The sequence below is a fragment of the Curtobacterium sp. GD1 genome (genome assembly GCF_020882855.1).
Lineage (GTDB): Bacteria > Actinomycetota > Actinomycetes > Actinomycetales > Microbacteriaceae > Curtobacterium.
In genome coordinates this window covers 1-26,240 of the sequence record NZ_JAFEVQ010000035.1, presented here as the reverse complement: position 1 = coordinate 26,240, position 26,240 = coordinate 1, and the positions used below count along the sequence as shown (strand labels likewise).

Annotated in this window: 27 protein-coding genes and 1 tRNA gene; 19 read left to right on the top strand and 9 right to left on the bottom strand. The window is 70.3% G+C overall.

Features of this window, described 5'->3' with window-relative positions; all coding sequences use genetic code 11:
- The first annotated feature begins 83 nt into the window (after positions 1-83).
- From JSX79_RS15980 to JSX79_RS15970, 3 genes are read left to right on the top strand one after another with little or no spacing between them, the layout of a single operon-like run.
- A complete protein-coding gene (locus JSX79_RS15980; RefSeq protein ID WP_229087110.1) occupies positions 84-533 on the top strand; it encodes a MaoC family dehydratase N-terminal domain-containing protein in 450 nt (149 codons plus the stop codon).
- Positions 530-955, top strand: coding sequence for a MaoC/PaaZ C-terminal domain-containing protein (locus tag JSX79_RS15975; RefSeq protein WP_071296734.1), 426 nt, complete (start codon positions 530-532; stop codon positions 953-955). Before JSX79_RS15980 ends, JSX79_RS15975 begins: the two co-directional genes overlap by 4 nt.
- Before the next feature lie 2 nt (positions 956-957).
- Complete coding sequence (locus tag JSX79_RS15970; protein ID WP_229087109.1) at positions 958-1,986, top strand: UDP-N-acetylmuramate dehydrogenase; 1,029 nt, start codon at positions 958-960, stop codon at positions 1,984-1,986.
- Between the two features lie 76 nt (positions 1,987-2,062).
- Here JSX79_RS15970 and JSX79_RS15965 read toward each other — a convergent pair whose 3' ends face one another.
- Positions 2,063-3,244: a pyridoxal phosphate-dependent aminotransferase gene (locus JSX79_RS15965; RefSeq protein ID WP_071296736.1), complete on the bottom strand. Its 1,182-nt coding sequence runs from the start codon at positions 3,242-3,244 to the stop codon at positions 2,063-2,065.
- Positions 3,245-3,425: 181 nt separating this feature from the next.
- Here JSX79_RS15965 and JSX79_RS15960 point away from each other — a divergent pair.
- The 6 genes from JSX79_RS15960 (at position 3,426) to JSX79_RS15935 (ending at position 7,012) form a co-directional block, all read left to right on the top strand.
- Positions 3,426-3,498, top strand: a tRNA-Trp gene (locus JSX79_RS15960).
- A 35-nt stretch (positions 3,499-3,533) separates the two neighbouring features.
- The gene (secE, locus tag JSX79_RS15955) at positions 3,534-3,797 is read left to right on the top strand and encodes a preprotein translocase subunit SecE (RefSeq protein WP_229087120.1); all 264 of its coding nucleotides are present in this window, start codon (positions 3,534-3,536) and stop codon (positions 3,795-3,797) included.
- Between the two features lie 119 nt (positions 3,798-3,916).
- Positions 3,917-4,966, top strand: coding sequence for a transcription termination/antitermination protein NusG (nusG, locus tag JSX79_RS15950; protein WP_092386357.1), 1,050 nt, complete (start codon positions 3,917-3,919; stop codon positions 4,964-4,966).
- Between the two features lie 142 nt (positions 4,967-5,108).
- Positions 5,109-5,540 carry a 50S ribosomal protein L11 gene (gene rplK / locus JSX79_RS15945; protein WP_022906459.1) on the top strand — a complete coding sequence of 144 codons (432 nt, stop codon included), beginning with the start codon at positions 5,109-5,111 and terminating at the stop codon, positions 5,538-5,540.
- 88 nt (positions 5,541-5,628) lie between these two features.
- Positions 5,629-6,318, top strand: coding sequence for a 50S ribosomal protein L1 (gene rplA, locus JSX79_RS15940; protein ID WP_070418374.1), 690 nt, complete (start codon positions 5,629-5,631; stop codon positions 6,316-6,318).
- Between the two features lie 85 nt (positions 6,319-6,403).
- Positions 6,404-7,012 (top strand): Pr6Pr family membrane protein, encoded by a 609-nt coding sequence (locus tag JSX79_RS15935; RefSeq protein WP_092386359.1) that lies wholly within the window; start codon positions 6,404-6,406, stop codon positions 7,010-7,012.
- Here the strand turns inward: JSX79_RS15935 and JSX79_RS15930 are convergent.
- Together JSX79_RS15930 and JSX79_RS15925 are read right to left on the bottom strand one after the other, a co-directional pair.
- Positions 7,009-7,728, bottom strand: coding sequence for a YqaJ viral recombinase family protein (locus JSX79_RS15930; protein WP_070418376.1), 720 nt, complete (start codon positions 7,726-7,728; stop codon positions 7,009-7,011). The two genes, JSX79_RS15935 and JSX79_RS15930, sit on opposite strands and share 4 nt — an antisense overlap.
- A gap of 110 nt (positions 7,729-7,838) precedes the next feature.
- A complete protein-coding gene (locus JSX79_RS15925) occupies positions 7,839-9,050 on the bottom strand; it encodes an ROK family transcriptional regulator (protein WP_071302604.1) in 1,212 nt (403 codons plus the stop codon).
- A 145-nt stretch (positions 9,051-9,195) separates the two neighbouring features.
- On the opposite strand from JSX79_RS15925, the gene JSX79_RS15920 reads away from it, so the two are divergent.
- From JSX79_RS15920 to JSX79_RS15895, 6 genes are all read left to right on the top strand, one after another.
- Entirely contained in the window at positions 9,196-9,942 is a 747-nt protein-coding gene (locus JSX79_RS15920; protein WP_092386363.1) for a sugar phosphate isomerase/epimerase, read from the top strand.
- Entirely contained in the window at positions 9,939-11,096 is a 1,158-nt protein-coding gene (locus JSX79_RS15915; protein ID WP_070418379.1) for a Gfo/Idh/MocA family protein, read from the top strand. The genes JSX79_RS15920 and JSX79_RS15915 overlap by 4 nt, the downstream gene beginning before the upstream one ends.
- Before the next feature lie 92 nt (positions 11,097-11,188).
- The gene (locus JSX79_RS15910; protein ID WP_229087107.1) at positions 11,189-12,490 is read left to right on the top strand and encodes an ABC transporter substrate-binding protein; all 1,302 of its coding nucleotides are present in this window, start codon (positions 11,189-11,191) and stop codon (positions 12,488-12,490) included.
- A gap of 216 nt (positions 12,491-12,706) precedes the next feature.
- A complete protein-coding gene (locus tag JSX79_RS15905; RefSeq protein ID WP_092386365.1) occupies positions 12,707-13,702 on the top strand; it encodes a carbohydrate ABC transporter permease in 996 nt (331 codons plus the stop codon).
- The gene (locus JSX79_RS15900) at positions 13,695-14,534 is read left to right on the top strand and encodes a carbohydrate ABC transporter permease (RefSeq protein ID WP_070418381.1); all 840 of its coding nucleotides are present in this window, start codon (positions 13,695-13,697) and stop codon (positions 14,532-14,534) included. The genes JSX79_RS15905 and JSX79_RS15900 overlap by 8 nt, the downstream gene beginning before the upstream one ends.
- A 190-nt stretch (positions 14,535-14,724) precedes the next feature.
- Positions 14,725-15,660 carry a biopolymer transporter Tol gene (locus JSX79_RS15895; RefSeq protein ID WP_229087105.1) on the top strand — a complete coding sequence of 312 codons (936 nt, stop codon included), beginning with the start codon at positions 14,725-14,727 and terminating at the stop codon, positions 15,658-15,660.
- 97 nt (positions 15,661-15,757) lie between these two features.
- Here the strand turns inward: JSX79_RS15895 and JSX79_RS15890 are convergent, their stop codons facing one another.
- The 5 genes from JSX79_RS15890 to JSX79_RS15870 form a co-directional block, all read right to left on the bottom strand.
- Positions 15,758-16,489 (bottom strand): ABC transporter ATP-binding protein, encoded by a 732-nt coding sequence (locus JSX79_RS15890; protein ID WP_229087103.1) that lies wholly within the window; start codon positions 16,487-16,489, stop codon positions 15,758-15,760.
- 83 nt (positions 16,490-16,572) lie between these two features.
- Positions 16,573-18,111 carry an ABC transporter permease gene (locus JSX79_RS15885; protein WP_070418383.1) on the bottom strand — a complete coding sequence of 513 codons (1,539 nt, stop codon included), beginning with the start codon at positions 18,109-18,111 and terminating at the stop codon, positions 16,573-16,575.
- 87 nt (positions 18,112-18,198) lie between these two features.
- Positions 18,199-18,927 carry a glycosyltransferase family 2 protein gene (locus JSX79_RS15880; RefSeq protein ID WP_070418384.1) on the bottom strand — a complete coding sequence of 243 codons (729 nt, stop codon included), beginning with the start codon at positions 18,925-18,927 and terminating at the stop codon, positions 18,199-18,201.
- Positions 18,924-20,288 carry a bifunctional PIG-L family deacetylase/class I SAM-dependent methyltransferase gene (locus JSX79_RS15875; RefSeq protein WP_229087102.1) on the bottom strand — a complete coding sequence of 455 codons (1,365 nt, stop codon included), beginning with the start codon at positions 20,286-20,288 and terminating at the stop codon, positions 18,924-18,926. The genes JSX79_RS15880 and JSX79_RS15875 overlap by 4 nt, the downstream gene beginning before the upstream one ends.
- Positions 20,285-21,361: an acyl-CoA dehydrogenase gene (locus tag JSX79_RS15870; protein WP_229087100.1), complete on the bottom strand. Its 1,077-nt coding sequence runs from the start codon at positions 21,359-21,361 to the stop codon at positions 20,285-20,287. The genes JSX79_RS15875 and JSX79_RS15870 overlap by 4 nt, the downstream gene beginning before the upstream one ends.
- Before the next feature lie 105 nt (positions 21,362-21,466).
- Here JSX79_RS15870 and JSX79_RS15865 point away from each other — a divergent pair, with 105 nt between their 5' ends.
- The 4 genes from JSX79_RS15865 to rplL are packed head-to-tail and all read left to right on the top strand — an operon-like array spanning position 21,467 to position 24,981.
- Positions 21,467-22,207: a response regulator transcription factor gene (locus JSX79_RS15865; protein ID WP_031274250.1), complete on the top strand. Its 741-nt coding sequence runs from the start codon at positions 21,467-21,469 to the stop codon at positions 22,205-22,207.
- 10 nt (positions 22,208-22,217) lie between these two features.
- Positions 22,218-24,080: a cell wall metabolism sensor histidine kinase WalK gene (locus JSX79_RS15860; protein ID WP_229087098.1), complete on the top strand. Its 1,863-nt coding sequence runs from the start codon at positions 22,218-22,220 to the stop codon at positions 24,078-24,080.
- A complete protein-coding gene (rplJ, locus tag JSX79_RS15855; protein WP_070418388.1) occupies positions 24,031-24,546 on the top strand; it encodes a 50S ribosomal protein L10 in 516 nt (171 codons plus the stop codon). Before JSX79_RS15860 ends, rplJ begins: the two co-directional genes overlap by 50 nt.
- A 51-nt stretch (positions 24,547-24,597) precedes the next feature.
- Entirely contained in the window at positions 24,598-24,981 is a 384-nt protein-coding gene (rplL, locus tag JSX79_RS15850; protein ID WP_022907351.1) for a 50S ribosomal protein L7/L12, read from the top strand.
- A 158-nt stretch (positions 24,982-25,139) separates the two neighbouring features.
- Here the strand turns inward: rplL and JSX79_RS15845 are convergent, their stop codons facing one another.
- Positions 25,140-25,967 carry a hypothetical protein gene (locus JSX79_RS15845; RefSeq protein WP_229087096.1) on the bottom strand — a complete coding sequence of 276 codons (828 nt, stop codon included), beginning with the start codon at positions 25,965-25,967 and terminating at the stop codon, positions 25,140-25,142.
- Positions 25,968-26,240: the final 273 nt, after the last annotated feature.

The following is a 26,240-nucleotide window of genomic DNA, read 5'->3' as shown; positions in this document are numbered from 1 at the left end:
CCCCCGAACCGTGTCGGGTCAGCATAGCCGATGCATACTCATGAACACAGGCCCCCCGAGCGGGCGTCGCTAGACTGCCGGACGTGTCTGTGAACCCCGAGCTCGTCGGCAGGACGTTCCCGCCGGCCCAGCCCTACCTGGTCGGTCGCGAGAAGGTGCGCGAGTTCTCCCGCGCCGTGTTCGCGACGAACCCGATCCACCACGAGCCCGAGGCCGCCCGCGCCGCCGGGTACGACGACATCGTCGCCCCGCCGACCTTCGCGGTCGTCGTGCAGGAGGCCACGCTCGCCCAGCTCCTCGCCGAGCCCGACGCCGGCATCGACTTCTCCCGCGTGGTCCACGGCGAGCAGGCCTTCGCCTACGAGCGACCGATCGTCGCCGGGGACGAGCTCACCGCGACCCTGACGGTGACGAGCGTGAAGACCCTCGGCGGCAACGCCATGGTCACCGCCGAGAGCACGATGAACGACGCCGCAGGGGAGCACGTCGTCACGGCGACCTCCACCCTCGTGGTCCGAGGAGACGACGCATGACCACCGCACCCGTGACCGCGCTCGAGGTCGGCACCGTCGTCGCCGAGCGCGAGGTCCACATCACCCGCGACTCGCTCGTCCGCTACGCCGGCGCGTCCGGCGACTTCAACCCGATCCACTACCGCGACGACGTCGCCGCCTCCGTCGGCCTGCCCGGTGTCCTGGCGCACGGCATGCTCACGATGGGACTGGCCGTGCAGCCGGTCTCCGAGTGGCTCGGCGACCGCGGCTGGGTGGTCCGCTACGGCGTCCGGTTCACCCGCCCCGTGGTCGTCGACCCGGAGCAGGGCGCCACCGTCGGCGTCGTCGCCAAGGTCGGCACCGTCGACGACGACGGCCGTCCGCAGCGCATCGACCTCACCGTGACCGCCGCCGGGCAGACCGTGCTCGGCAAGGCGCAGGTCACGGTGGCGTTCCGCTGACCGTGACGGAGTCGGTGCTCGCCGACCTCACGACGCTGCGCGTCGGTGGTCCCGCGGCGCGGCTGCTCACGGCGTCGACCACCGACGAGCTCGTCGCGCACGTCACGGCGGCGTGGGACGACGACGAGTGGCTGGTCCTCGGCGGCGGCAGCAACCTGCTCGTCGCCGACGACGGCTTCGACGGCACCGTCGTGCTCGTGCGCACGACGGGCATCGAGCACGACGCGGACGACGACGGCGTCACCGTCCGCGTCGCGGCCGGCGAGCCGTGGGACGCGTTCGTCGCCACGACGGTCGAGAACGGTTGGACGGGCCTGGAGGCGCTGAGCGGCATCCCGGGCACCGTCGGCGCCGCCCCCGTGCAGAACATCGGCGCCTACGGGGTCGAGCTGTCCGACGCGCTCACCCGGATCGAGTTCCTCGACGCGTCGACGGGGGAGCGCGCGTGGGTACCAGCGGCCGAGCTGGCGCTCGGCTACCGCACCTCGACCCTCAAGCACGGACGGCGCGGTGCCGTGCTGACGGTCGAGTTCCGGCTCGGTACCGTCAGCGGCGTCGGGATCCCGGTCCGCTACGCCCAGCTCGCCGGGTCGCTCGGCGTCGAGCTCGGGGCGTTCGTCGAGCCGGCGACGGTGCGGTCCGAGGTCCTGCGGCTCCGGGGGTCCAAGGGCATGGTCCTCGACGGGGACGACCACGACACGTGGAGCGCGGGGTCGTTCTTCACGAACCCGATCGTGTCCGCCGCCTTCGCCGAGACCCTGCCTGCCGAGGCGCCGCGCTGGCCGGCGGGCGACGACGTGAAGCTCAGCGCCGCGTGGCTCATCGAGCACGCCGGCGTCCACCGCGGGTACGCCGTCCCCGGGTCCCGCGCCGCGATCTCGTCGAAGCATACGCTCGCGCTGACGAACCGCGGGGGAGCGACCGCCGCCCAGGTGGCCGAACTCGCCCGCTACGTCCAGGTGACCGTCCTGAACCGCTTCGGTGTCTCGCTCGTGCCGGAACCCGTCGTGGTGGGCGACCTGCTCGCCTGAGCCGAGCCGCGCCTCCTGGCCCGCGACGCGGAACGGCCCACCTCGACGAGGTGGGCCGTTCTGCATCAACGGGTGACTACGCGAAGAACTTCGCGAGCCGCGCGACGCCCTCGGCGATGTCGTCGTCACCGAGCGCGTACGACAGGCGGAGGTAGCCGGAGGGGCCGAACGCCTCACCGGGGACGACCGCAACCTCGGCGTGCTCGAGGATGAGGTCGGCGAGTTCGAGCGTCGTGGTCGGAGTCGAGCCGGCCCACTCGCGGCCGAGGAGCGCCGTGACGTCGGGGTAGACGTAGAAGGCGCCGTGCGGGGTCGGCGTGACGAAGCCCGGGATCGCGTTCAGACCCGCGACGATCGCCTGACGACGGCGGTCGAAGGCCTCGCGCATGGCCGTGACGGGTTCCTGCGGGCCGGTCAGCGCGGCGATCGCGGCGCGCTGCGACACGTTCGACACGTTGCTCGACAGGTGCGACTGCAGGTTCGACGCCGCCTTGACTGCGTCGGACGGGCCGATGAACCACCCGACACGCCACCCGGTCATCGCGTACGTCTTCGCGACGCCGTTGACGAGGATCGTCGTGTCGGCGAGGGCCGGGACCGCCTCGAGGATGCCGGTGAACCGCACACCGTCGTACACGAGGTCCTGGTAGATCTCGTCGCTGATGACCCAGATGCCGTGCTCGAGCGCCCACTCGCCGATGGCCTTCGTCTGCTCGGCGGTGTAGACCGAGCCGGTCGGGTTCGACGGCGAGCAGAACAGCAGCGCCTTGGTCTTCGGGGTGCGGGCTGCCTCGAGCTGGTCGACCGTGACGAGGTAGTCCTGGTCGCTGCCGGCGAAGACCTCGACGGGGACGCCCCCGGCGAGCCGGATGGCCTCGGGGTAGGTGGTCCAGTACGGCGCCGGCAGGAGGACCTCGTCGCCGTCGTCCACGATCGTCTGGAACGCCTGGTAGACGGCCTGCTTGCCGCCGTTCGTGACGATCACCCGGGCGGGGTCGACGGTGATGCCGGACTCGCGGGCGGTCTTCTCGGCGATCGCCTGCTTGAGCTCGGGCAGGCCGGTCGCGGGCGTGTACCGGTGGTTCTTCGGGTCCTGCGCTGCCTGCACGGCGGCGTCGACGACGTGCTGCGGCGTGGCGAAGTCCGGCTCGCCGGCGGCGAACGAGATGACCGGGCGGCCGGCGGCCTTGAGCGCCTTGGCCTTCGCATCGACCTTGAGCGTCGCGGACTCGGCGATCGCGGCGATGCGGGACGCGATGCGCGGCCGATCGGTGGTCGCGGCAGCGGGGTGGGCGGTGGACTCGGGGCCTGGGGCTTCGGTGCTCACGGGGCCCAGCCTACCGGCGCGGCACGCCGGAGCATCCGTCAAGTGGACACCGTGTGACGGACTCCCGTACACTCGACCACCGGAACACGGATCGGTGACGAACCGTGTCCGAAGGGCGGTGGCTCAATTGGTAGAGCAGCGGTCTCCAAAACCGCAGGTTGCAGGTTCGAGTCCTGTCCGCCCTGCACATCTGGAAGGGTAGAAGTTGGCGAGCAAAGACATGGAGACGACGGCGGATGACGTCGTCGCCAAGGCGAAGCAGGACCGGGCCGAGCGCCGTGGTCCGTTCGCTGCCATCGTGCTCTTCATCCGTCAGGTCCTCGGCGAGCTCCGCAAGGTGGTCACGCCGACCCGCAAGGAGCTCTTCAGCTACACGGGCGTCGTCCTGGTCTTCGTCGTCGTGGTGATGATCCTGGTGTCGGTCCTCGACTTCGTGTTCGGACTCGGCGTCGGGTACGTGTTCGGCAACGGGCCGACGGCCTGAGCCGGACGCCGGCTGTCCTGACCGCTCGCGGACAGGAGTACGGTCGCCCGAGACGGCGCCGATCGTGAACCGATCCGCCCGCCAACCCGATCCGCATCACCGAACGGAAAGATTCGACAGTGTCTGACAACTCCCGCGACGACATCGACCTCGCCACGGCTGCCGAGCAGTCCTCCGAAGTCGAGGAGAACCAGGAAGGCGACGTCGAGACCGGCGAGGAGCGTTCGGCCGAGTCTGCCGAAGAGCGAGCCATCGAGATCGAGGACGAGAACGACGAGTCCCTCGGCCTGAGCGACGAGCCCGACGACGGCACCGTCGACGCCGGCATCGACGAGGCGCTCACCGCGCTGGCGGAGTCGCGCGACCCCGAGGCCGACGCCGTCGTGGACGACGCGCTCGAGATCGACACCGCAGACGAGGCCGAGGCCGCCGTCGAGGCAGTCGAGGACGAAGAAGAGGTCGAGCTGGAAGAGGAGACCTCGGCCGAGGCCAACGCGACCCTCGCCGCCGACGAGGCCCTCGACGCTGAAGAAGCCGAAGAAGAGGCCGAGGTCGACCCGTACGAGGCCTTCAAGGCCGAGCTGCGGATGAAACCGGGCAAGTGGTACGTCATCCACTCCTACGCGGGCTTCGAGCGCCGCGTGAAGTCGAACATCGAGAACCGCATGGTCTCGATGTCGATGGAGGACTACATCTACCAGGTCGAGGTCCCGATGGAGGACGTCGTCGAGATCAAGAACGGGCAGCGCAAGCTGGTCACCCGCGTCCGGATCCCCTCGTACGTGCTCGTCCGCATGGACCTCAACGAAGACTCGTGGTCCGTCGTCCGGCACACCCCGGGTGTCACCGGCTTCGTCGGCAACGCCCACAACCCGACGCCGCTCCGCTTCGACGAGGCGTTCGGCATGCTGAAGTCCCTGGTCCAGGTGGCCGAGGCCGCTCCGACCAAGGGCGGCGCGAAGGGCTCCGGCGGCGCACAGTCCCAGCCGGCGGCCGAGGTCGACTTCGAGATCGGCGAGACGATCACCATCAAGGAAGGCTCGTTCGCGGGTCTCCCGGGGTCGATCTCCGAGATCAAGCCGGAGAGCGGCAAGCTCACGGTCCTCGTCTCGCTGTTCGAGCGCGAGACCCCGGTCGAGCTCAGCTTCGACCAGGTCACCAAGCTGTAGTCCAACCCGATCATCGGGTAGACTCAACGAGTTTGGCCCCGCACGCTTCGTGCGTGCGGGGCTTCACCGCGGTCCGGAACGGCCGGGCCAGCGGGAGAGTGCACGGATCCCCGTGCGTTCGATTCCAGGAGGAAGACAAGTCATGGCACCGAAGAAGAAGGTCACGGGCCTGATCAAGCTGCAGATCAACGCGGGCGCCGCCAACCCGGCCCCGCCGATCGGTCCGGCGCTCGGTCAGCACGGCGTCAACATCATGGAGTTCTGCAAGGCGTACAACGCGGCGACCGAGTCGCAGCGTGGCAACGTCGTGCCGGTCGAGATCACCGTCTACGAGGACCGTTCGTTCACGTTCGTCCTCAAGACCCCGCCGGCGGCAGAGCTGATCAAGAAGGCCGCGGGTGTGCAGAAGGGTTCCGCGACCCCGCACACGGTCAAGGTCGCGAAGATCTCGATGGACCAGGTCCGTCAGATCGCCGAGACCAAGCAGGCTGACCTGAACGCCAACGACATCGAGCAGGCCGCGAAGATCATCGCCGGCACCGCTCGCTCGATGGGCATCACGGTCGAGGCGTAAGCCCCACCTGCTCAGGCACACAACCGAACACCCTTCCGTGGGAGAGCCGCGCCGGCTCGTCAACCACGTAGCTCCCAAGGAGAACACCATGGCGAAGAAGTCCAAGGCCTACCAGGCCGCGGCCGCGAAGATCGAGGCCGACAAGTTCTACACCCCCACCGAGGCAGTCGCCCTCGCGAAGGAGACCGGTTCCACCAAGACCGACTCCACCGTCGAGGTCGCCCTGAAGCTCGGTGTCGACCCGCGCAAGGCGGACCAGATGGTCCGTGGCACGGTCATCCTGCCGCACGGCACGGGCAAGACCGCCCGCGTCATCGTCTTCGCGGTCGGCGCAGCGGCTGAGGCCGCCATCGCCGCCGGCGCTGACGAGGTCGGTGGCGACGAGCTCATCGCGAAGGTCGCCGAGGGTTACACCGCCTTCGACTCCGCCGTCGCGACGCCGGAGCTCATGGGCAAGGTCGGTCGTCTCGGTAAGGTGCTCGGCCCGCGTGGCCTCATGCCGAACCCGAAGACCGGCACCGTTACCCCGAACGTGGCGCAGGCCGTCAACGACATCAAGGGCGGCAAGATCGAGTTCCGCGTCGACAAGCACGCCAACGTGCACTTCGTCGTCGGCAAGGCCTCGTTCACGCCGGAGCAGCTCGACGAGAACATCTCGACCGCGCTCGAGGAGATCAACCGCCTCAAGCCGAGCGCCTCGAAGGGCCGCTACATCATGAAGGGCGCCGTCTCGACGACCTTCGGCCCGGGCATCCCGCTCGACGTCAACAGCATCTGAGTCATCTGACCCAGTGAAGGACCCGCACCGCTCCCGGTGCGGGTCCTTTCGCGTACCCGGGGCTGTGTGCCGGTAGCGTGGCCTGGTGCGCACCCTCGTGAACTCGCTCCGGCTGCTCGCGGTCATCGCCGTCGTGGCCGCCATCGTCGGGCAGTGGCTGGTCAGCTCGAAGCTCCCGAGCTACAACCCGTGGAACTTCTTCGGCTACTTCACGATCCAGTCGAACATCATCATCGCGTTGGCCTTCGCCGTGACCCTCGTCGCCGCGGCCCGCCGGAAGCGCGGGGACCTGCGCGTGAGTCTGTTCCGCGGCGCGGCGACGGTGTACATCGCGACGACGGGGATCGTCTACAACACCCTGCTCACGGGGGTCGACGTGTCGGCGAACGTGCAGTGGTCGAACGACATCCTGCACAAGGTCCTCCCCGCGTACGCGGTGCTGGACTGGCTGCTGTTCTCCGACCGGTCGAAGCTGCTGCTCCGCCACGTGTGGTGGTTCCTCGTCTACCCGGCCGTCTGGACGATCGTGGTGCTGGTCCGCGGCGCGACGGACGGATGGGTGCCGTACCCGTTCCTGAACCCCGACCTGGGCTACGGCGTCGTGGCGCTGTACTGCCTCGGGGTGGCGGTGTCGATCGTCCTGCTCGGCGTGCTCGTCATCGGGATGAGTCGTCTGCGGATCGTGAAGGTCTAGCTCCGGAAGTCGCGCAGCCGGTCGAGCACGAGGTCGGCGAGCTGGATCAGCCCGCGGATCTGGTCGTCGTCGCGGTCGACCCACCGGCACTCGGGCTCGTCGGCGACCGGCACGAAGCCGTCGTGGCGTTCCCAGACGAACAGGGTGCGGTCGGCACCGAGCACGTACTGCTGCCACCAGATCTGGCGGAGGTAGTGCCGGGGGATGCTCCGCCAGCCCTTGCCGGTGGTCTTGATCTCGGCGAGCACGACCCGTGACGAACCGTCGACGCCGACGCCGTCCGGGGTCGCGAGGTGGGCGCGGTTGGTGGCGGCGTGGAAGAGGTGCGCGGACGGCTGGATGCCGTGCGTCGCGGCGACCCAGGCAGCGATGACCGGTTCGCGTTCCTTGCCGTGCTCCGTGTACGAGTTGCCGGAGAACCGCGACCCGTACCGCTTGTCGGTGACGACCGCGTCGACGGCACGCAGGGAGGCGAGCCGGGCGACGTCGGTGGCGGTGATGCCCATGGCGCGGGCGCGGAGCCACGCGACGCGGTCGGACGAGTGCGCGACGATGCGCTCGGTGTGCCCGCGGAGCGCGGTGAACGCGTCGTGGACGACGGGGCCCGATGCCGTGGAGCCGGCCACGGATGCGACCGACACCGGCGTGCCGGGGGCGGGTTGCGCCTCCAGGCCGGGGTCCAGGTCGCCCCACAGGGTGGGCTGCACGATCGTCACCCGTCGATTCTCTCCCCACGCACCGACGAGACGAAACCGACGCACCGGCGGACGCACGGACGCGACGCACCGGCAGACGCACCGGCGGACGCACGGACGCGACGCACCGGTCAGGAGACCAGCTGGCGCCCCTCGGCGAACGTCACCAGCTCGTCGACCCCCGCGGGGGAGAGCGCGTACCCGATGGCGAGCGCCGCCGCTCCCTGGAGCGCCGCGAGCGACCCCGCCCGCGACTGCGCGATCACCAGGTGCTCCGTGGCGAGGGGCATGGAGCGGGAGTAGACGACCTCGCGGACCCCGGCGAGGAGGTGCTCCCCGGCCTGGGTGATCGATCCGCCGAGCGCGATGACCGACGGGTTCATGAGCGAGACGCACGTGGCGAGGACCTCGCCGATGTCACGTCCGGCCTGGCGCACCGCCTGGATGGCGTCGAGGTCCGACCGGTTGACGAGTTCGAGGACGTCCGCGCTGGAGTGCACGTCGTGCCCCTTCGCGCGGAGTCGTCGGGCGATCGCCGGACCGGAGGCGACGGCCTCGAGGCACCCGGTGTTCCCGCAGTGGCACGGCACGTCGCCGGCGCTCGAGACCCGGACGTGACCGATGTCACCCGCGGTGCCCTGCGCGCCGCGCTGGAGCTCGCCGTCCGAGACGATCCCGGAGCCGATGCCGGTGGCGACCTTGACGAAGAGCAGGTGGTCGACGCCGGGCCAGCCGTGCTCGCGCTCCCCGAGGGCCGCGATGTTCACGTCGTTGTCGAGCAGGACGTGGGCGGCGATGTGCGCGCGCAGCCATCCGGGCACGTCGAAGCCGTCCCAGCCCGGCATGATCGGCGGGTTCGCGGGGCGTCCGGTGGAGAACTCGACCGGCCCCGGGACGCCGATGCCGATCGCGATGACGTCGTCCCGGGCGCGGCCGACCTCGTCGAGGAGCGCGTCGATCGTCTCGACGAGCCACGTCAGGGTGGGGACCGGGCCGGCAGCGATGTCGATGCGTGCCTCGCGGGTGGCGAGCGGCTCGGCGACGAGGTCGGTGACGGCGACGCGGCCGTGCGAGGCCCCGAGGTCGGCGGCGATGACCAGGCGTGCGCGGGGCATCAACGCCACCTGCGCAGGCGGGCGTCCGCCCGTGGACGCCGCGGTGTCCACGGGTCCGACGAGCCCGACCTCGATGAGGGCATCGAGGCGCACGCCGATCGTGGAGCGCGCGAGTCCCGTCAGGCTGGCGAGCTCGGCCCGGGTCCGCGGCACGCCGTCGCGGAGGATCTGGAAGAGCTCGCTCGTCCCGACCGGAGGCGACGCTGCCGTCCGGTTCAAGTCGACCATGTGGGGGAGTGAAGCACACATCGAACGCGCCACGCAACGAAGTTCGTCGAAGAACCACGAACTTCTGCTTGACCGCCGACAAAAGTGGTCATAGTGTGACGCTCGGTCGACGTCGACCACACCATCTCGACGAGGAGAACCCCTGGTGACCCAACCGCTCTCGGTCCAGCTCTACACAGTCCGCGACGCCCTCGCTGCCGATCTGCCCGGCACGCTGCAGCGCATCGCCGACATCGGCTACACGAACGTCGAGGCCTTCGGCTTCGTCGACCGTGCCGAGGCGCTGCGCGATGCCCTCGCCGCGGCCGGACTGCAGAGCCCGAGCGGTCACGCCCGGCTCCTCGACGCCGGCGAGCAGGACCTCGAGCAGATCTTCCACGCGAGCGTCACCGTCGGCCTCACGACCCTGATCGACCCGCACATCGACGAGGCCCGCTGGACCACCCGCGAGGACGTCGAGGCCATCGCCCGCGAGCTGAGCGCCCTCGCGCCGCGCGCAGCGGACCACGGTCTCACTCTCGGCTACCACAACCACGCGTTCGAGTTCTCGAACCGCATCGACGGCGTCTCCGCCTACGAGGTCTTCGCCGACGCGCTCTCCGACGACGTCGTGCTCGAACTCGACACCTACTGGGTGAAGGTCGGCGGCGACGACCCGGTGGCGATCATCGGCAAGTACGGCGACAAGGTCCAGTTCCTGCACGTCAAGGACGGCGACGGTTCGCACGACGACAAGAAGCAGGTCGCCGTGGGCAACGGTGTCATGCCGATCCGCGAGATCATCGCCGCGGCGCCGGACGCGCTGCACGTCGTCGAGCTCGACGACCACGAGGGCGACGTCTTCCAGGCCGTCACCGACTCCTACACGTTCCTCGAGGGGGCCCGCGCATGACCGACACCACCACCGCGACCGACACGCAGGTCGACGCCACCGAGACCACCCGCACCGGCCCGGTCGGCGTCGGCGTCATCGGCGCCGGGGTCATCTCCGACCAGTACCTCTCGAACCTCACGGTCTTCCCCGACGTGACCGTGCACTTCATCGCCGACATCGACCTGCCCCGCGCAGCGGCCCAGGCGGAGAAGTGGGGCGTCGCCGGTTCCGGCACGGTCGAGGAGCTCCTCGCGAACGACGACATCGAGATCGTCGTCAACCTGACGATCCCGGCCGCCCACGTCGAGGTCGCCCTGCAGGCCCTCGCCGCCGGCAAGCACGTCTGGGGCGAGAAGCCCTACGCCCTCGACCGTGCGAGCGCCGCCGAACTGCGCGATGCCGCCCGTGCCGCCGGCAAGACCGTCAGCGTCGCCCCGGACACGTTCCTCGGCGCCGGGCTCCAGACCGCGCTGCGCACCATCCGCGATGGTCGCATCGGCACCCCGCTCAACGGCCTGACGCTCTTCCAGAGCCCCGGCCCGGAGTCGTGGCACCCGAGCCCCGAGTTCCTCTTCGCGTACGGCGCCGGCCCGCTGTTCGACATCGGCCCGTACTACATCACGACCCTCGTGCAGGCGTTCGGCCCCGTGAAGAAGGTCACCGCGACCGCGTCGAAGTCCCGCGCGACCCGCACCATCGGCTCCGGCCCGAAGGCGGGCACCGAGTTCCCGGTCGAGGTCCCGACGAACCACTCGGCCCTCATCGAGTTCGAGAACGGCGGCAGCGCGCAGAGCGTCTTCTCGTTCGAGTCCGACCGCGGCCGCACCGGCTTCGTCGAGATCGCGGGCGAGACCGGCACGGTCGTGTTCCCCGACCCGAACAACTTCGACGGCGACACCGAGCTGTACGCACTCGGTTCCGAGGAACCCGAGACGATCCCCGCCGTGGGTTCCACCTACTCGCGCGGCACCGGCGTGGTCGACCTGGCCCGCTCGCTCCGTGCAGGAGAGGAGAACCGGGTCCCCGGTGCCCTCGCCTTCCACGTCCTCGACGTGATGGTCTCCATCGCCGAGGCAGCCGAACGTGGTGAGGCGGTGCTCGTGGAGAGCACCGTCGCACCCTCCCCGACCCTCCCCGAGGGCTGGGACCCCGCGGCGTCGACCCTGGCCTGACCGGCCGGAGCGGCACCGCACACACAGCAGCACCCGACAGCACGACCAGTACCACCCCCTGCACCATCTCAACGACGAGAAAGTAGAGAGTCATGCGCACTGCCATCCGCGCACTGGCCATCACCGCGGCCGCGGCACTCACCGTGACCGGCCTCGCAGCCTGCTCCTCCGGAGGCTCCGGTTCGTCCGGCGACTCCAAGACGCTCACCTACTGGGCGTCCAACCAGGGCACGTCGCTCCAGAACGACAAGGAGGTGCTGACCCCCGTCCTCAAGAAGTTCACCAAGGAGACCGGGATCAAGGTCGACCTCCAGGTCATCGGCTGGAACGACCTGCAGAACAAGATCCAGACCGCCGTCACCTCGGGCCAGGGCCCGGACGTCGTCAACATCGGCAACACCTGGGCGACCTCGCTCCAGGCCACCGGCGCCTTCCAGGAGTTCGGTGACTCGGAGATGAAGGCGATCGGCGGGTCCGACAAGTTCGGCAAGGTCGCGCTCTCGACCGGTGGCGCGCCCGGCAAGACCGTCACGAGCGTCCCGCTCTACGGCCTCGCCTACGGCCTGTACTACAACAAGAAGATGTTCTCCGACGCCGGCATCGAAGCGCCGACCACGTGGGAGGACCTCACCGCCGACGCGAAGAAGCTCACCTCGGGTGACAAGTACGGCTTCACCATCGCCGGTGGCTCGTACACCGAGAACTCGCACTTCGCGTTCATCACCTCCGCCCAGAACGGCGGCGAGTGGTTCGACAAGGACGGCAAGCCGACCTTCACCCAGAAGGCGAACGTCGACGGCATCAAGCGCTACCTCGACCTGATGCAGTCCGACAAGGTCGTCAACCCGTCGAACGCGCAGTACGACAACGGCACCCAGGCCGTCTCGGACTTCGCGAACGGCAAGGCCGCGATGATGCTCACGCAGAACAACGCGAACGCGACCATCACGTCGCAGGGCATGACGACGGACGAGTTCGGCGTCGTGCCGTTCCCGACCACCGCTGACGGTCAGGACATCGCGTCCTTCCCGGCCGGCATCAACCTGTCGATCTTCAAGAACACGAAGAACAAGGACGGCGCGCTCAAGTTCGTCAAGTACATGACGAGCGCGGACACGCAGACGACGCTCGACAAGCCGTACTCGGCGCTGCCGGTGCTCGCCGCGGCTGCTGACTCGGTCACCGACGAGCAGACGAAGACGTTCCTCGACATCTACAACAACAAGGCGAAGCCGCTCCCGCTGGTGCCCGCCGAGGACCAGTTCGAGTCCACGGTCGGCAAGGCGATGAACGACATGTTCGCCAAGATCGCGACCGGTTCCACCGTCTCGGACAGCGACATCAAGTCGGCGCTCCAGACCGCCCAGGACCAGGTGTCCCAGGCCGCTGGTTGATCCGCCCAGGAGGCCCGGGTCGCGTCCGCAAGGACGCGCCCCGGGCCTCCACCCCTCAGGTCCACGGCCCCACCCACGTCGAGCCCACGACCTGCGGTTCCGCACCCGGCCACACGCCGGGGGTGAGCCGATCGGCTCACGCATGCCGCGCCTCCCGACCGCTGCCACGGTCCGCGCGAAGCACCCGATCCCCCTCCTGCCGAAAGGCCCCCGCTCATGTCCACCTCGGTCCTGCCCGACTCCGAGCGCATCGACCTGACCCACACGAAGGGCCCGACCACGTCGGGCCGTCCGCCCGGTCGGAAGCGCAAGGGACACTGGCTGCCCTACGCGCTCGTCGCGCCCGCCATCCTCTTCGAGCTGCTGATCCACATCGTGCCGATGCTCACCGGCATCTGGATCTCGTTCATCCAGCTCACCAAGTACTTCATCGCCAACTGGGGTGCCGCACCGTTCGCGGGGCTGCGCAACTACTCGGTCGTCATCGACTTCGACCAGGCGATCGGCAAGGGCGTCCTGAACTCGTTCCTCATCACGTGCGGCTTCACGGTCCTCGTGGTCGGGCTCTCGTGGACCTTCGGCATGGCCGCCGCGGTCGCGCTGCAGAAGCCGTTCAAGGGGCGCGGTCTGTTCCGCACGCTCTTCCTCGTGCCGTACGCGCTGCCGATGTACGCCGGCATCATCACCTGGAAGTTCATGTTCCAGCGTGACTCGGGTGCGATCAACCACATCCTCGTGGACCAGCTGCACCTGTTCAACGGCACCGGGCCGTTCTGGCTGATCGGCTCGAACGCCTTCGTCTCGGTCGTCGTCGTGGCGATCTGGAAGACCTGGCCGTTCGCGTTCCTCATGCTCATGGCCGGCCTGCAGTCCGTGCCGAACGACGTGTACGAGGCCGCCTCGGTCGACGGCGCGAAGCCCTTCCGGCAGTGGCGCTCGATCACGCTGCCGATGGTGCGCCCGGTCAACGTGACGCTCGTGCTCGTGATGTTCCTCTGGACGTTCAACGACTTCAACACACCGTTCGTGCTGTTCGGTTCGACCGCCCAGCCCCCGGCGGCGGACCTGCTGAGCTTCCACATCTACAACGCGTCCTTCATCACCTGGAACTTCGGCTCCGGTGCCGCGATGAGCGTCCTGCTCCTCATCTTCCTGCTCATCGTCACCGGCATCTACCTCGCCGTGACCAACCGGAGGTCCGTCCGTGCGTGAGACATTCGGCGCCAAGTCCTTCAAGGTCGTGACCCTGGTCGTCCTGACCCTGTTCACGGTCGTCCCGCTCTACGTGATGATCACGACGGCCATCAAGCCGCTCGGTGACGTGCAGAACGACTTCACGTGGATCCCGACGAACATCACCATCCAGCCGTTCATCGACATGTGGTCGACGGTCCCGCTCGGCAAGTACTTCATCAACTCGCTCGTGGTCTGCACGGTCGCGACGGTGTTTTCGCTGATCATCGCGACCTTCGCCGCCTACGGTGTCTCGCGCTGGAACTTCAAGGGCAAGAGCACCTTCACCACCGCGGTGCTCTCCACCCAGATGTTCCCCGGTGTGCTGTTCCTGCTCCCGCTGTTCCTCATCTTCACGAACCTCGGGAACGCGCTCGGCATCCAGCTCGTCGGCAGCTGGACCGGCCTGATCATCACCTACCTGACGTTCACGCTCCCGTTCTCGATCTGGATGCTCGCGGGCTACTTCGAGACCATCCCGCGTGAACTCGACGAGGCCGCGATGGTCGACGGCTCCGGCCCGATGGGTGCCCTGTTCCGGGTCATCCTGCCCTCGGCGCGTCCGGGTCTGGTCGCGGTCGGCATCTACTCGTTCATGACGGCATGGGGTGAGGTGCTCTTCGCCTCGGTCATGACGAACGGCGACGGGCAGACGCTGGCCGTCGGTCTGCAGCAGTACTCCACGCAGACGAACGTGTACTGGAACCAGATCATGGCGGCGTCCCTCGTCGTCTCGATCCCGGTCGTGATCGCGTTCCTCATCGTGCAGCGGCAGTTCGTGGCCGGCCTGACGGCCGGTGCGGTGAAGTAGGGGGGACCGCCTGACGGGAGGCGCGGTGCGGGTCCGACCCGCACCGCGCCTCCCGTCCGTGCGTGCGCTGGTGCGCGGGTGCGTGCGCCGGCAGCGAGACTCGGCCGGGCGGACGCTTTCGCGTCCGCGAGGCCACGAAGGTGTCCGCCGGGGCGAGACTCGGCGGACGGAATCCGGACAGGATGGGACCATGAGCGAGCCACGCGGGCGGCAACTGCTGCCGGGACAGACCAGCCGGGTGCACGTGTACGACGTCGAGAGCCGGACGAGCAGGCTCGTGTTCGAGTCGAGCTCGGTGCTCGTCGAGGCGCCGAACGTGCTGCCCGACGGCACCCTCGTGCTGAACGGGAACGGCGACCTCTGGCTGCTGCGGCCCCCTGCCGACGGCGACGCCGTGCTCGACGAGACCGCCCTCGTGCGCGTCCCGATGCCCGGCGTCCCCGAGATCAACAACGACCACGTGCTCGACCCCTCGGGCAACTCCGTCGTGGTGAGCGCCCGCGACGGGGACCTGTACCGGGTGCCGGTGCCGGCCGGGGGAGCGGCGGCGACCCTCACCGACGTCACCACCGCGCTGCCGGTCGTCCGGAAGTTCTACCTGCACGGCATCGCGCCCGACGGCGAGACCCTCGCGGCGATCGTCGGGGAGCGCACCGAGGAGGGCGTCTGGACCACCGACGTCGCCCTCGTCGACCCGGCCACCGGGGACCCGACGTTCCTGACCCGCGACGAGCACCCCGACGACGGCGTCTCGTTCGCGGGCGAGATGCTCGTGTGGAACTCGGAGCGGTTCACGCCGGGCACTGCGCAGCTCGTCGCCCTCTGGCCCGGGGCGACCGACCCGGTCCGGATCACGAACGACGACCGGGTGAACTGGTTCCCGCACGTCTCGCCGGACGGTGCCCACCTGCTCTACCTGTCGTACGAGCCCGGCGTGCAGGGCCACCCCGCTGACCACCGCGTGGAGCTCCGCCTCCTGCCCGGCTCGCTCGTGCGCGGCGCCCGGATCGCCGTCCAGCCGGAGACCCTCGTCACGCTCGAGGGCGGGCAGGGGACCGTGAACGTGCCGCCGTGGTCGCCGGACTCGCGCTGGTTCGCGTACTGCGACTACCCGGCGGGCGGCTGAGGGGCGCGAGACTCGCTGCCGCGGACACTTTCGTGGGCCGAGTGCCACGAAAGTGTCCGCGTGGCCGAGCCTCGGCACGGGCGGCCGACCGCCCCGCCTACACCTCGCGCACCTGGCCCTGCTTGATGTGCAGGCGGCGCTCGGCCCGCTTCGCCACCCACGAGTCGTGCGTGACGATGACCACGGTGAGCCCGCGCTCCTTCCACTGCTTCTCGATGAGGCCCATGATCTCGTCACGGGTCGCCTCGTCGAGCGCACCGGTCGGCTCGTCCGCCAGCAGCACGCTCGGGTTCTTGACCAGCGCCCGCGCGATGGCCACGCGCTGCTGCTGCCCGCCGGACAGCTCCGCGGGCAGGTGGTCGAGCCGTTCGCCGAGGCCGACCTCCCGGAGCGCCGCGGTCGCACGGTCGCGGATCTCCGACCGCGACCGGTTCGCGAGGGATCCGGCGAACGCGGTCTCGACGTTCTCCAGCGCCGTCAACGTCGGGATGAGGTTGAAGCTCTGGAAGACGAACCCGATCTCGGTCGCCCGCAGGTTCGTCAGCGCCCCGTCCCCGAGCTTCGCCACGTCCTGGTCACCGAGGAGCACGCTGCCGGCGCTCGGACGGTCGAGCGCGCCGAGCATCTGCAGCAGGGTCGACTTGCCGCCGCCGGTCGGCCCCTGGATCGCGACGAGCTGCCCCTGCGGGATGGTCAGGTCGACGTTCGTCAGCGCGGTGACGGTCCGGTTCTTCTGCTTGTACGTCTTGCTCACGTTCTTCAGGGCGTAGATCGGCCTGGAGGCGCGGCTCGCCTCCGCAGCGGAGGGCGCGGTGTCGATGCTGGTCACGGGGGCTCCTGTCGGTTCCGGTGTCGATGCGGTGCTGTCGGGGCCGGCGACGACGGGGGTCGCGCCGGTGGTCGGCCCGGGCATCAGGCCACGCTCCGCAGGGCCTCGGCCGGACGGAGCCTGCTCGCCCGCCAGCCGCCGAGTGCGCCGGCGATGAGGCCGCCGAGCACGGCGAGGCCGATCGCGAGCAGGATCACCTCGACGGTGACGGGGGCGTGCAGGACGACGTCGGTCGTCGAGGCCGTGCTCGCACCGCCACCGCCGAACCCACCGGCGGGGGCGCCACCGGTCGTGCCGCTGCCGGCCGCCGCCGTCGCCGCGCCGCCGGGCATCCCGCCGCCGCCCATGCCGCCGCGGTTCGTCGTGGACGAGGCGCTCGCCGAGATCGTCGGGGAGATGACGTTCACGACGAGGATGCCGATGAGTCCAGCGGCCGCACCGATCACGCCGCCGATGATGCCCTGCACGAGGGACTCGCCGGCGACCTGGCGCGTGATGCGGCCGTTCGACCAGCCGATCGCCTTGAGGGTGCCGAACTCCCGCGTGCGTCGGGTGACGCCGGAGATCGTGAAGAGGATGGCGATGAGGAACGCCGCCGCGAGGACGACGATCGACAGCCAGGTGCCGAGGTTCGAGACGAGGCTCGAGGCGGTGCTCAGCGAGCCGGAGACGCTCGACGCGAGGTCGGCCTCGGTCGAGACGGTGGCGCTGGTGAGCTGCTTCTGCAGGGCGGACTTGATCGTGCCGACGTCCGACGAGGACGACGCCGAGACGTAGATCGAGGTGACCTTGCCGTCCAGGTCCGCCAGTGCCTGCGCGGTGTCCAGTGGGATGTACGTGTTCGAACCGGTGGTCGACGACGAGCCGGTGGACGACACGATGCCGATGACCGAGAAGTCCTTCCCACCGATGGAGACGGTGTCGCCGACAGCCTTCGACTCGCTCTTCGCGTAGGCGGCGTCGAGCACGACGACGTCCTTGCCCGCGTCCGCCGACGTGAACGCGCGACCCTTCGTGAGCTCGGTGCTCGTCAGCGGCCCGACGGTGTCACCGGACACCGGGATGCCCGTGACGGTGAACGAGTCGACGCTGAACGATCCGCCGCCGAAGCCGCCGCCGCCCTCGCCGCCGCTCGGCGGACCCTGCTGGGTCCCGGTGCCGCTGCTGTCGCTCGAGCTGCTGCTGCTGTCCGACTGCTGCTGCACCTGGCCCGAGAACGTGCTGTTCTCGAGGGTCAGGACACCGGTCGCGGCCTTCACCCCGCTCGTGCTCGTGACGGTCTGCACGTCCGACGCGCTGAGCGTGCTGGACCCGCGGGAGACGGCGAGCCGGGACTGCGAGAGGTCGGTCGACCCACTGCCGCTGCCGGAGCTGCCCTGGCTGCCGAAGTCGAAGCTCGGACGCCCGGTGGCGGAGCCGGTCGGGGTCTCGGTCTTCGTCACGGTGATGTCGGTACCGACGCCGTAGACGGACTGCAGCACGCTCGCCTGCGCGGCCTTCACGCCGCCCGCGATCGAGGACACGATGACCACGAGGGCGATGGCGAGCGCCATGCCGATCGCGATGATGACGGTCTGCTTCTTGCGGTTCGTGAGTTCGCGCCTGAGGTAGGTCAGGAACATGGTTCTCCTCGGTGTTGGGGTCGAGGAGACCGTAGGGAGGCAGTCGATGAGCGGCGCTGCGGGATCCCAAGAACTTCCGATGAAGCCTCAGCTGGCGTCGCCGTACGTCCGGCGGAGGTGCTCGGCGTAGCCGCCCGGTGTCCGACCGTCGAACCGGCCGCTCGTCACCACGGGGAGGTCCGTCGTCGCGCGCACGTCGAACCCGAGGGCTCGTGCACGCTCGACGAGCCGGACGTCCTCGTGCTCGGGCACCGGGTCGAAGCCGCCGATCGCCAGGCACACGTCCCCCCGCAGCCCGAGGTTCGCACCGTGCACGTGGCCGAGCGTCGACCCCGGCGGGTGCGCGTGCGTCCACCGGGCGAGGACCACGGGGTCGAGGTCGTCCGGGTCCGGCACCACGGCCCCCACCAGGACGTGCGCGCCGTCGGCGTGGGCCTCGACCTGCTGCACGAGCCAGCCCGGGTCGACGCGGGAGTCGGCGTCCGTGTGGGCCGTCCACCGCTCGGACGGCTCCGGTCCCGTCGCGAGGGCACGGGTGGTCCCGACGGCCCGTGCTCGTCCGACGCCGAGGTGCGCGGTCTCGACGACCTCGAGGGGGACCTCGGTCCAGAGCGGGTCCGCGGCCGCCGCCGACCGGAGGACGAACGCCGTCCGGTCCGTGCACCCGTCCAGGACGACCACGACCGACACCTCGACGGTGGGGTGCGCTCGCCGCAGGACCCGGACCGCGTCGGCGAGGGCCTCGACGCAGCCGCCGATGCCGTCCTCCTCGTCGTGCGCCGGCACGACGACGTCGACGCGTGCGGGGAGCGTCACGGGGTCAGCCCTTCCGTCGTCGCGACGGAGACCACCGACGGACCGGGGAAGACGCTCAGGACGAAGTCCTCCTCGACGTGCCGGACGAGCGCGGGCCGCGGCCACCGCTCGGCGATGCGGGCGTCCACGACGTCACCCGAGGTCACGGCGTCGTCGTCGGGGTGCCGCCAGTGACAGGCGACGAGGACACCGTCGTCGTCGAGGGAACCGAGCGCCCGGTCGATCGTGGCGTCGAGGTCCGCCGGCGACAGGTAGTACCCGACCTCGGAAAACAAGACGAGGTCCCATCGACCGTCCGGCCACTCCGACGGCAGCTCGGCCTGGACGAACCGGGCGGCCGGCGCACGCAGCCGGGCACGTTCCAGTGGTGCCGCGGCGATGTCGGTCCCGAGCACGGCGTCGGCGCGCTCGGTCAACGCGGCCGTCAGCACCCCCGTCGCGCAGCCGAGCTCGAGCGCGGACCGGTACCGCTCGCGGGGGAGCGCCGCCAGGGTCACGGCACGCTTCCGCCGTTCGTACCAGGAGCCCTCGAAGTCCCAGCCCTCCGGCTTCCGCTCGTAGTGGGCGTCGAAGGACTCCCGGGAGCGGGACGACTGCACCGCGGACACGGCGAAGAACCACTCGGTCGGCCGCAGGTGGTGCGCGGCGTGCCGGGCGTCGACGATCGCCTCGTCGCCCGGGGCCGGCGAGAGCGGCCGGGTCTGCGAGGGGTAGGCGTCGAGTGCGGCGCGCTTCCGGTCCAGGACCGCCGACGACAGCGCCAGCGACCGGGCCCGGTCCCAGGGCGCCGCGGGGTCGGATGGGGCGTCCCAGTGCCACGCCCAGATCGGGTACTCGAGCAGCTCCGCTCCCGGAGTGCCCGCGACGACGTCCGCGGCGACCTCGCCCGCGATGCGGTGGTCCCGGTGCCCGTCCCCACGCCACGGCGCGACGACCAGCACGGGACCGTCGACCGGCCCGACCCCGACCCGCTCGGTGAGCGCCGCCCGGAGCACGTCCGGGTGCTCGCGGAGCCCACCGTCCGGGACGTCCAGGACCGTCGCGCTCGCCGCGGGGGCGAGTGCAGCCAGCGCCGCCCGGAACTCGGCGTCCCGGATCACCCGGAGTCGCTCGGGGGAGGTGCTCGGCGAGTCCGGGTGCGAGCCCTCGCCGCGGGACACGAGCAGCACGTGCACGGGGACACCGGCGTCCGCGGCGGACGCGATCAGCCCGCCGGCGCCGAGGGTCTCGTCGTCGGGGTGCGGCGCGACGACCACGACCGCGGCGACCCCGTCGAGCCGCACCGGCAGCGAGGGCACCGACCGCAGGAAGGGCGTCCAGTCGGCGGGGTCGGTGCCCGGCTCGCGGTGGTCGAAGCTCACCACGCGACACCGCCGCGCTCGACGACGATGCGGCCGGTGCGGGCGAGGTCCCGCTCGCCGTGGTCCTGCAGCACGTAGAGCTCGAGGTCGGCGACGCGCGCGGCGACCGCCGGGTCCGAGGTCAGGGGAGCGGGGCCGATCGTCCGCACGACCCGCTCCCGGACGGCGTCGACGGCCCGGCGGACCCGGGAGCGCACGACCTGGGCGAGCAGCGACCAGTCGTCGTCGGAGTCCGGGGCGGACGCGGCGCCGGAGTCGGTGCCCGCGCCGTCGATCCGGGCCGCGGCGTCGGCGAGGGCGTCCTCGGCGTCGGCGAGGTCGGCGACCGTCGCGCCGAGGGCGGCCTGCAGCAGCTCGGACTCGGGCCGGGACACCACCAGGGAGCGGAGGACCCGGGCGAGTCCGACCGCGCCACCCCACCAGCACGCCGCGACACCGATCCCGCCCCAGGCGAACCCCGGACGCGTGAGGTACCAGCCGGGAGCGCCGACGGGCGTCGCGTGCACCCCGGCGAAGTCGACCGGGCCGCTCGGCACGTCCGGCATGCCACGGGCGACCCAGGCCTCGTCGTGCACCGTCACACCGTCCTGCCGGAGGTCCACCGCGAACAGCTGCCGGTCGTCCCCGACGTGGGCGGTGACGAGCCCGTTCGAGAGGCTCGACGCGAGGGAGCACCACGGCTTCGTGCCGTCGAGCGCGAACGAGCCGTCCGAGCCGCCCGACGTCGCCGTGAGCCGCAGCCCCGGGCCCTCGGCGGCGAACACGCCCCACGTCGAACCCTCCGGAGCGTCCACCCCGGCCTGCGCGAGGATGCCGAGCGCGTCGAGGTGCGGCTCGACCGTGCGCGCGAGGGCGACGTCCGCGGCCGCGACGGCAGCCAGAGCGGCGAAGGAGCCACCGGCCGTCCCCGCGGACAGCAGCGGGGCCGTGGCGGCGACCGACCGGGCGAACGCGAGCCGGTCCGCCGGGGTCGCGCCGCGCCTCCCGGGACCGCCTGCGATCCGGGCGGACTCCTCGATGCGCGCGGTGTCGACGGATCGGGCGGAGGCCGGCCAGGCCGAGGATCGGAGCATGGCGCTCACGGTACGGAGCGGACGCCGAGTGCCTGCTCGGGAATCCACAGAGCGCCGAGGGGCGCTCCACAGACCGCTCATAGGAAACTCTCGATACTCGAAGTCGTGACCATCTCCCAGCCTGCAGCAGCCCCGCGCCTCACGCGTGCCGACGGAACACCGTTGCGCATCCTCGTCGTCGACGACGAGGCCAGCCTCACCGACCTCCTGTCCATGGCGCTCCGCTACGAGGGCTGGGACGTCAAGAGCGCGAACGGCGGCCAGGACGCACTGAGCACGGCGCGCGAGTGGAAGCCGGACGCGATGGTGCTCGACGTGATGATGCCGGACCTCGACGGTCTGCAGGTGCTCAGCCGGCTGCGGCAGAACAACGACGACACCCCCGTGCTGTTCCTCACCGCCAAGGACTCCGTGGAGGACCGCGTCACCGGTCTCACCGCGGGCGGCGACGACTACGTCACGAAGCCCTTCTCCCTCGAAGAGGTCGTGGCGAGGCTCCGCGGGCTCATCCGTCGCTCCCAGATCTCGATCTCCGAGGCCGGCGACTCGCGCATCGTCGTGGGCGACCTGGTGCTCGACGAGGAGTCGTACGAGGTGTCCCGCGCCGGTCGGCCGATCGAGCTGACCGCGACCGAGTTCGAGCTCCTCCGCTTCCTGATGCGCAACCCGCGCCGCGTGCTGTCGAAGGCGCAGATCCTCGACCGCGTGTGGTCCTACGACTTCGGGGGCAAGTCCTCCGTCGTCGAGATCTACATCTCCTACCTGCGCAAGAAGATCGACGCGGGCGAGACCCCGATGATCCACACCGTGCGCGGCGTCGGGTACGTCATCAAGCCCACGTCCTGAGGTCGGTGCAGTGACCCTCCGTCGTCGGCTCGTCCTGAGCATCGTCGCGCTCGTCGTCGCCGTCAGCGCGGTCATCGGTGCCGGGAGCATCATCGCGCTCGCGTCCATCCAGACGGGCACGATCGACAGCCAGCTCTCGAAGGCGACCGACCGTGCGAGCACGAAGTTCGGCGAGGGACAGCAGAACCCGAACGGGCAGCGCCCGAACGACGACGCCCTGCAACCCCTCGGCCAGGCGGCCGGCACCCTCACCGCGTACTACTTCTCCGGTGGCGGCGCGGGCGGGATCGTCCTGACCGACAACAGCTCGCGGCTGCAGCTCACGACGACGCAGCTCGACCGCCTGGGCAACGTCAAGGTCGGCGTCGACCCGGCCACGATGGACCTCGGCGGATCGCTCGGCCGCTACCGCGTGGCCGCCGTGCAGGTCGACAACCCGGTGCTCGGCAACGCCGTCCTCGTGGTCGGACTCCCGATGTCGCCCGTGTACGAGAGCGTCCGGTCGCTGCTGCTCGTCGTGATCATCGTCGTCGCGGCAGCGCTCGTCGCCGCGTCCGTCGTCGCCGCGGTCGTCGTCCGCCGGTCCTTGCGGCCGCTCGAACGGGTCGCCGAGACCGCCTCGACCGTCGCCCGCATGCCACTCGAGCGCAGCGACGCCCTGCAGGACGTCCGCGTGCCCGACACCGACCCCCGCACCGAGGTCGGCCGCGTCGGCAGCGCCTTCAACCGGATGCTCGGCCACATCGCCGGCGCCATGCAGGCCCGCGAGCGCTCCGAGCAGAAGGTCCGCCAGTTCGTCGCCGACGCGTCGCACGAACTCCGGACGCCCCTGGCATCGGTGCGCGGGTACGCCGAGCTCACCCGTCGGATGGGTGCGGACCTGCCGAAGGACGTCGTGTACGCGATGAGCCGGATCGAGTCCGAGTCGAAGCGCATGACGAGCATGGTCGAGGACCTGCTGCTGCTCGCCCGACTCGACGAGGGCCGCGAGATCCAGTTCGACGACGTGGACCTCACCGGGCTCGTGCTCGACGCGGTGAACGACGCGCACGCGGCATCGCCGGACCACCCGATCGAGGTGGACGTCCCGTCGACCCCGGTGACGGTGGTGGGCGACGCCGCGCGCCTGCACCAGGTGATCGTCAACCTCGTCACCAACGCCCGCACCCACACCCCGGACGGCACCCGCATCACCGTGGGGCTCGCGCCGTCGGCCTCGGGTACCGGCGTGGACCTGACCGTGCGGGACACCGGGCAGGGCATCGACCCAGAGTTCCTGCCGAAGCTGTTCGAGCGGTTCGCCCGCGCCGACAGCTCCCGCTCGCGCACCGCGGGGTCGACGGGGCTCGGGCTCGCCATCGTGGATGCGGTCGTGCAGGCGCACGGCGGGTCCGTGGACGTGACGAGCGAGCCGGGGGACACCGTGTTCACGGTGCACCTGCCGTCGGAGCGGCCGGCGGCCGGCGCGGCGTCGGCCGCGGCTGGCGGTGCGTCGGCAGCGGCCGCTGCGCCTGCTGCGTCGTCCGCGTCCGCGTCCGCTTCCTCGTCCGCGTCCGGGGATGCGACCGACGACTGGTCGGCGACCCCGGTCCCGTCCGACGGTTGGTCGCGACCGTCGTGCCGTGCTACAGTTCTCGAAGCCAAAGACCGCCGGTTGTCGTGCTGCTCGCAGCGCGAACGAAGGTCCTCACTCATGAGGCAGCCCGCGCAGGTGTTCCGAACCTCTCCTTCCGTTCGCGGGGGAGCAGCTCCGAGCCTCTGCGCCGGAGCTTTTTTCATGTGGTGTAGTCCTGGGGCTGCCGGCAAGAACCCCAAGGAGAACCATGGCGAACAAGGAAGCTGCGGTCGCCGAGCTCACGGAGTCCTTCCGTAGCTCGAACGCCGTTCTGCTCACCGAGTACCGCGGTCTCACGGTCGCGCAGCTCAAGGAGCTCCGCAACTCGATCCGTGAGCACGCCACGTACGCCGTGGTGAAGAACACGCTGACCAAGATCGCGGCGAACAACGCCGGCATCTCGTCGTTCGACGACGAGCTCGCCGGTCCGTCCGCTCTCGCCTTCGTCCACGGTGACACCGTCGCCGTCGCGAAGTCGCTGCGTGCATTCGCCAAGGCGAACCCCGAGCTCGTGGTGAAGGGTGGTTACTTCGACGGTAACCCGCTCTCCGCGACCGAGGTGGACAAGCTCGCCGACCTCGAGTCCCGTGAAGTCCTGCTCGGCAAGCTCGCCGGCGCCTTCAAGGCCTCGCTGTTCGGTGCTGCGTACCTGTTCCAGGCCCCCCTCTCGCAGGCCGTCCGCACCGTGGACGCCCTTCGCGAGAAGCAGGAGTCCGCGGCCTGATCAGGCTCGCGTTCCACAACCACACGATCTAGCTAGTAGTAGGAGAAAATCATGGCGAAGCTTTCGCAGGACGAGCTCATCGAGGCCTTCAAGGAGCTCACGCTCATCGAGCTCTCGGACTTCGTGAAGAAGTTCGAAGAGGTCTTCGAGGTCACCGCGGCCGCCCCGGTCGCCGCTGCCGCTCCGGCCGCCGCCGGCGCCCCGGCCGAGGCCGCTGAGGAGAAGTCGGAGTTCGACGTCGTCCTCAAGTCCGCTGGTGACAAGAAGATCCAGGTCATCAAGGAGGTCCGTGGCCTGACGTCGCTCGGCCTCGGTGAGGCCAAGGCGCTCGTCGAGACCGCCGACGCCAAGATCCTCGAGGGTGTCAACAAGGAGACGGCCGACAAGGCGAAGGAGGCCCTCGAGGCCGCCGGCGCCACGATCGAGCTCGCGTAGTCTCGACCGTTCGGTCACGAAGGCCGCTGCCCCTCGGGGCGGCGGCCTTCGTCGCGTGCGTGGCGGGGCTTGCGGCGGGCTGCGCCGAGACTCGGCCGGGCGGACAGTTTCGTAGCGACGTAGCCGCAAAAGTGTCCGCTGAGACGAGTCTCGCGTGGTCACAAGAGCACACCATGCGCGCGGAAGAGCGCGCGGAGGCGATCCGGCTCGAGCAAGTGCCACCACGTCACCCGGATGACCGTCCTCACCCCGGGCTGGCTGCGGATGCGATCCTCGCGGAGTTTCTCCTGCCACAACGCTTCCTGCGGTGAACGGTTGCCGAGCATCGCGGGATCGACGTACTTCTGCTTGCCGTCGAACTCGACGACGACTCCGAGATCCGGGAGCCAGAAGTCCACGCGGTCGATGCGCTCTCCTGTCCGGAACTCGTGCTGTGGTTCGATCGATCGGACTCCGTGCTCGATGAGCCGGATCGCAGTGAAGGACTCACCGACGGACTCGTGTCGGGCGTCGATCGCCATCGAGACGAGCCTTGCCCGCCGCGAACCGCGACTCGGGCCGGCGGGGAGCGCCCGTGTGAACCGGGCGACATCGACCTGTCCGGCCCGGACCGCGGAGTCGACCGCCACCGCTGCCACGTGTGGTTCCAACGTCGTCGCCAGGAGCACGGCGGTGGAGACCGCATCGGCAACCGGAACGCCGTCGAAGCGTCCGGGAGCCCGGTCGGGAGGCGGTCCCGCTGCGCCGTGTCGCACGACGCCCGCTCGGTGTTCGACACCCCGGAGCGTCTCGTCGATGACGTGGACGCGATCGGTGATCCCGCCGATCAAGGGCCAGCCGTGGATCAGTGCGGCGGTCTGGTGCGAGAAGACAGACGATCCCGGGAGTTCCGGCGCGATCGCCCAGGCACGGATGAGGTGGCGGTCCGCAGTCTCGGCCGCCGTCCAGACGTCTGTTGCGACGTAGACCGAAGCGCGGAGGCGCACGAGTTTGCCGGCCGCGTGGAGTCGTCTGAGCCGACGGCTCTCGGAAGGATCGGTTCCGCGAGCACGGAGGAGCGGTGGTCGAGTTCGGCGGTATCGCATGCCGAGATGCTGGCGCTCGGTGGGGGATGTGCGGCTCATGTCCGAGCTCGCTGTGGACAGGCCGGCACTCGTGGCGCGTTGTGGGGGATTGCCGAGGCTCGGCCGGGCGGACACTTTCGCGGCTCGCAGACCGCGAAAGTGTCCGGGGAGCCGAGTCTCGGGCGGGCGGGTCGG

What these genes read in the sequence shown, in the direction of transcription:
- JSX79_RS15975 (WP_071296734.1), top strand. Translation starts at nt 530, where the DNA reads ATGACCACCGCACCCGTGACCGCGCTCGAGGTCGGCACCGTCGTCGCC.
- secE (WP_229087120.1), top strand. Translation starts at nt 3,534, where the DNA reads ATGGAGACGACGGCGGATGACGTCGTCGCCAAGGCGAAGCAGGACCGG.
- rplK (WP_022906459.1), top strand. Translation starts at nt 5,109, where the DNA reads ATGGCACCGAAGAAGAAGGTCACGGGCCTGATCAAGCTGCAGATCAAC.
- rplA (WP_070418374.1), top strand. Translation starts at nt 5,629, where the DNA reads ATGGCGAAGAAGTCCAAGGCCTACCAGGCCGCGGCCGCGAAGATCGAG.
- JSX79_RS15925 (WP_071302604.1), bottom strand. Translation starts at nt 9,050, where the DNA reads ATGGTCGACTTGAACCGGACGGCAGCGTCGCCTCCGGTCGGGACGAGC.
- JSX79_RS15915 (WP_070418379.1), top strand. Translation starts at nt 9,939, where the DNA reads ATGACCGACACCACCACCGCGACCGACACGCAGGTCGACGCCACCGAG.
- JSX79_RS15910 (WP_229087107.1), top strand. Translation starts at nt 11,189, where the DNA reads ATGCGCACTGCCATCCGCGCACTGGCCATCACCGCGGCCGCGGCACTC.
- JSX79_RS15905 (WP_092386365.1), top strand. Translation starts at nt 12,707, where the DNA reads ATGTCCACCTCGGTCCTGCCCGACTCCGAGCGCATCGACCTGACCCAC.
- JSX79_RS15895 (WP_229087105.1), top strand. Translation starts at nt 14,725, where the DNA reads ATGAGCGAGCCACGCGGGCGGCAACTGCTGCCGGGACAGACCAGCCGG.
- JSX79_RS15885 (WP_070418383.1), bottom strand. Translation starts at nt 18,111, where the DNA reads ATGTTCCTGACCTACCTCAGGCGCGAACTCACGAACCGCAAGAAGCAG.
- JSX79_RS15870 (WP_229087100.1), bottom strand. Translation starts at nt 21,361, where the DNA reads ATGCTCCGATCCTCGGCCTGGCCGGCCTCCGCCCGATCCGTCGACACC.
- rplJ (WP_070418388.1), top strand. Translation starts at nt 24,031, where the DNA reads ATGGCGAACAAGGAAGCTGCGGTCGCCGAGCTCACGGAGTCCTTCCGT.
- rplL (WP_022907351.1), top strand. Translation starts at nt 24,598, where the DNA reads ATGGCGAAGCTTTCGCAGGACGAGCTCATCGAGGCCTTCAAGGAGCTC.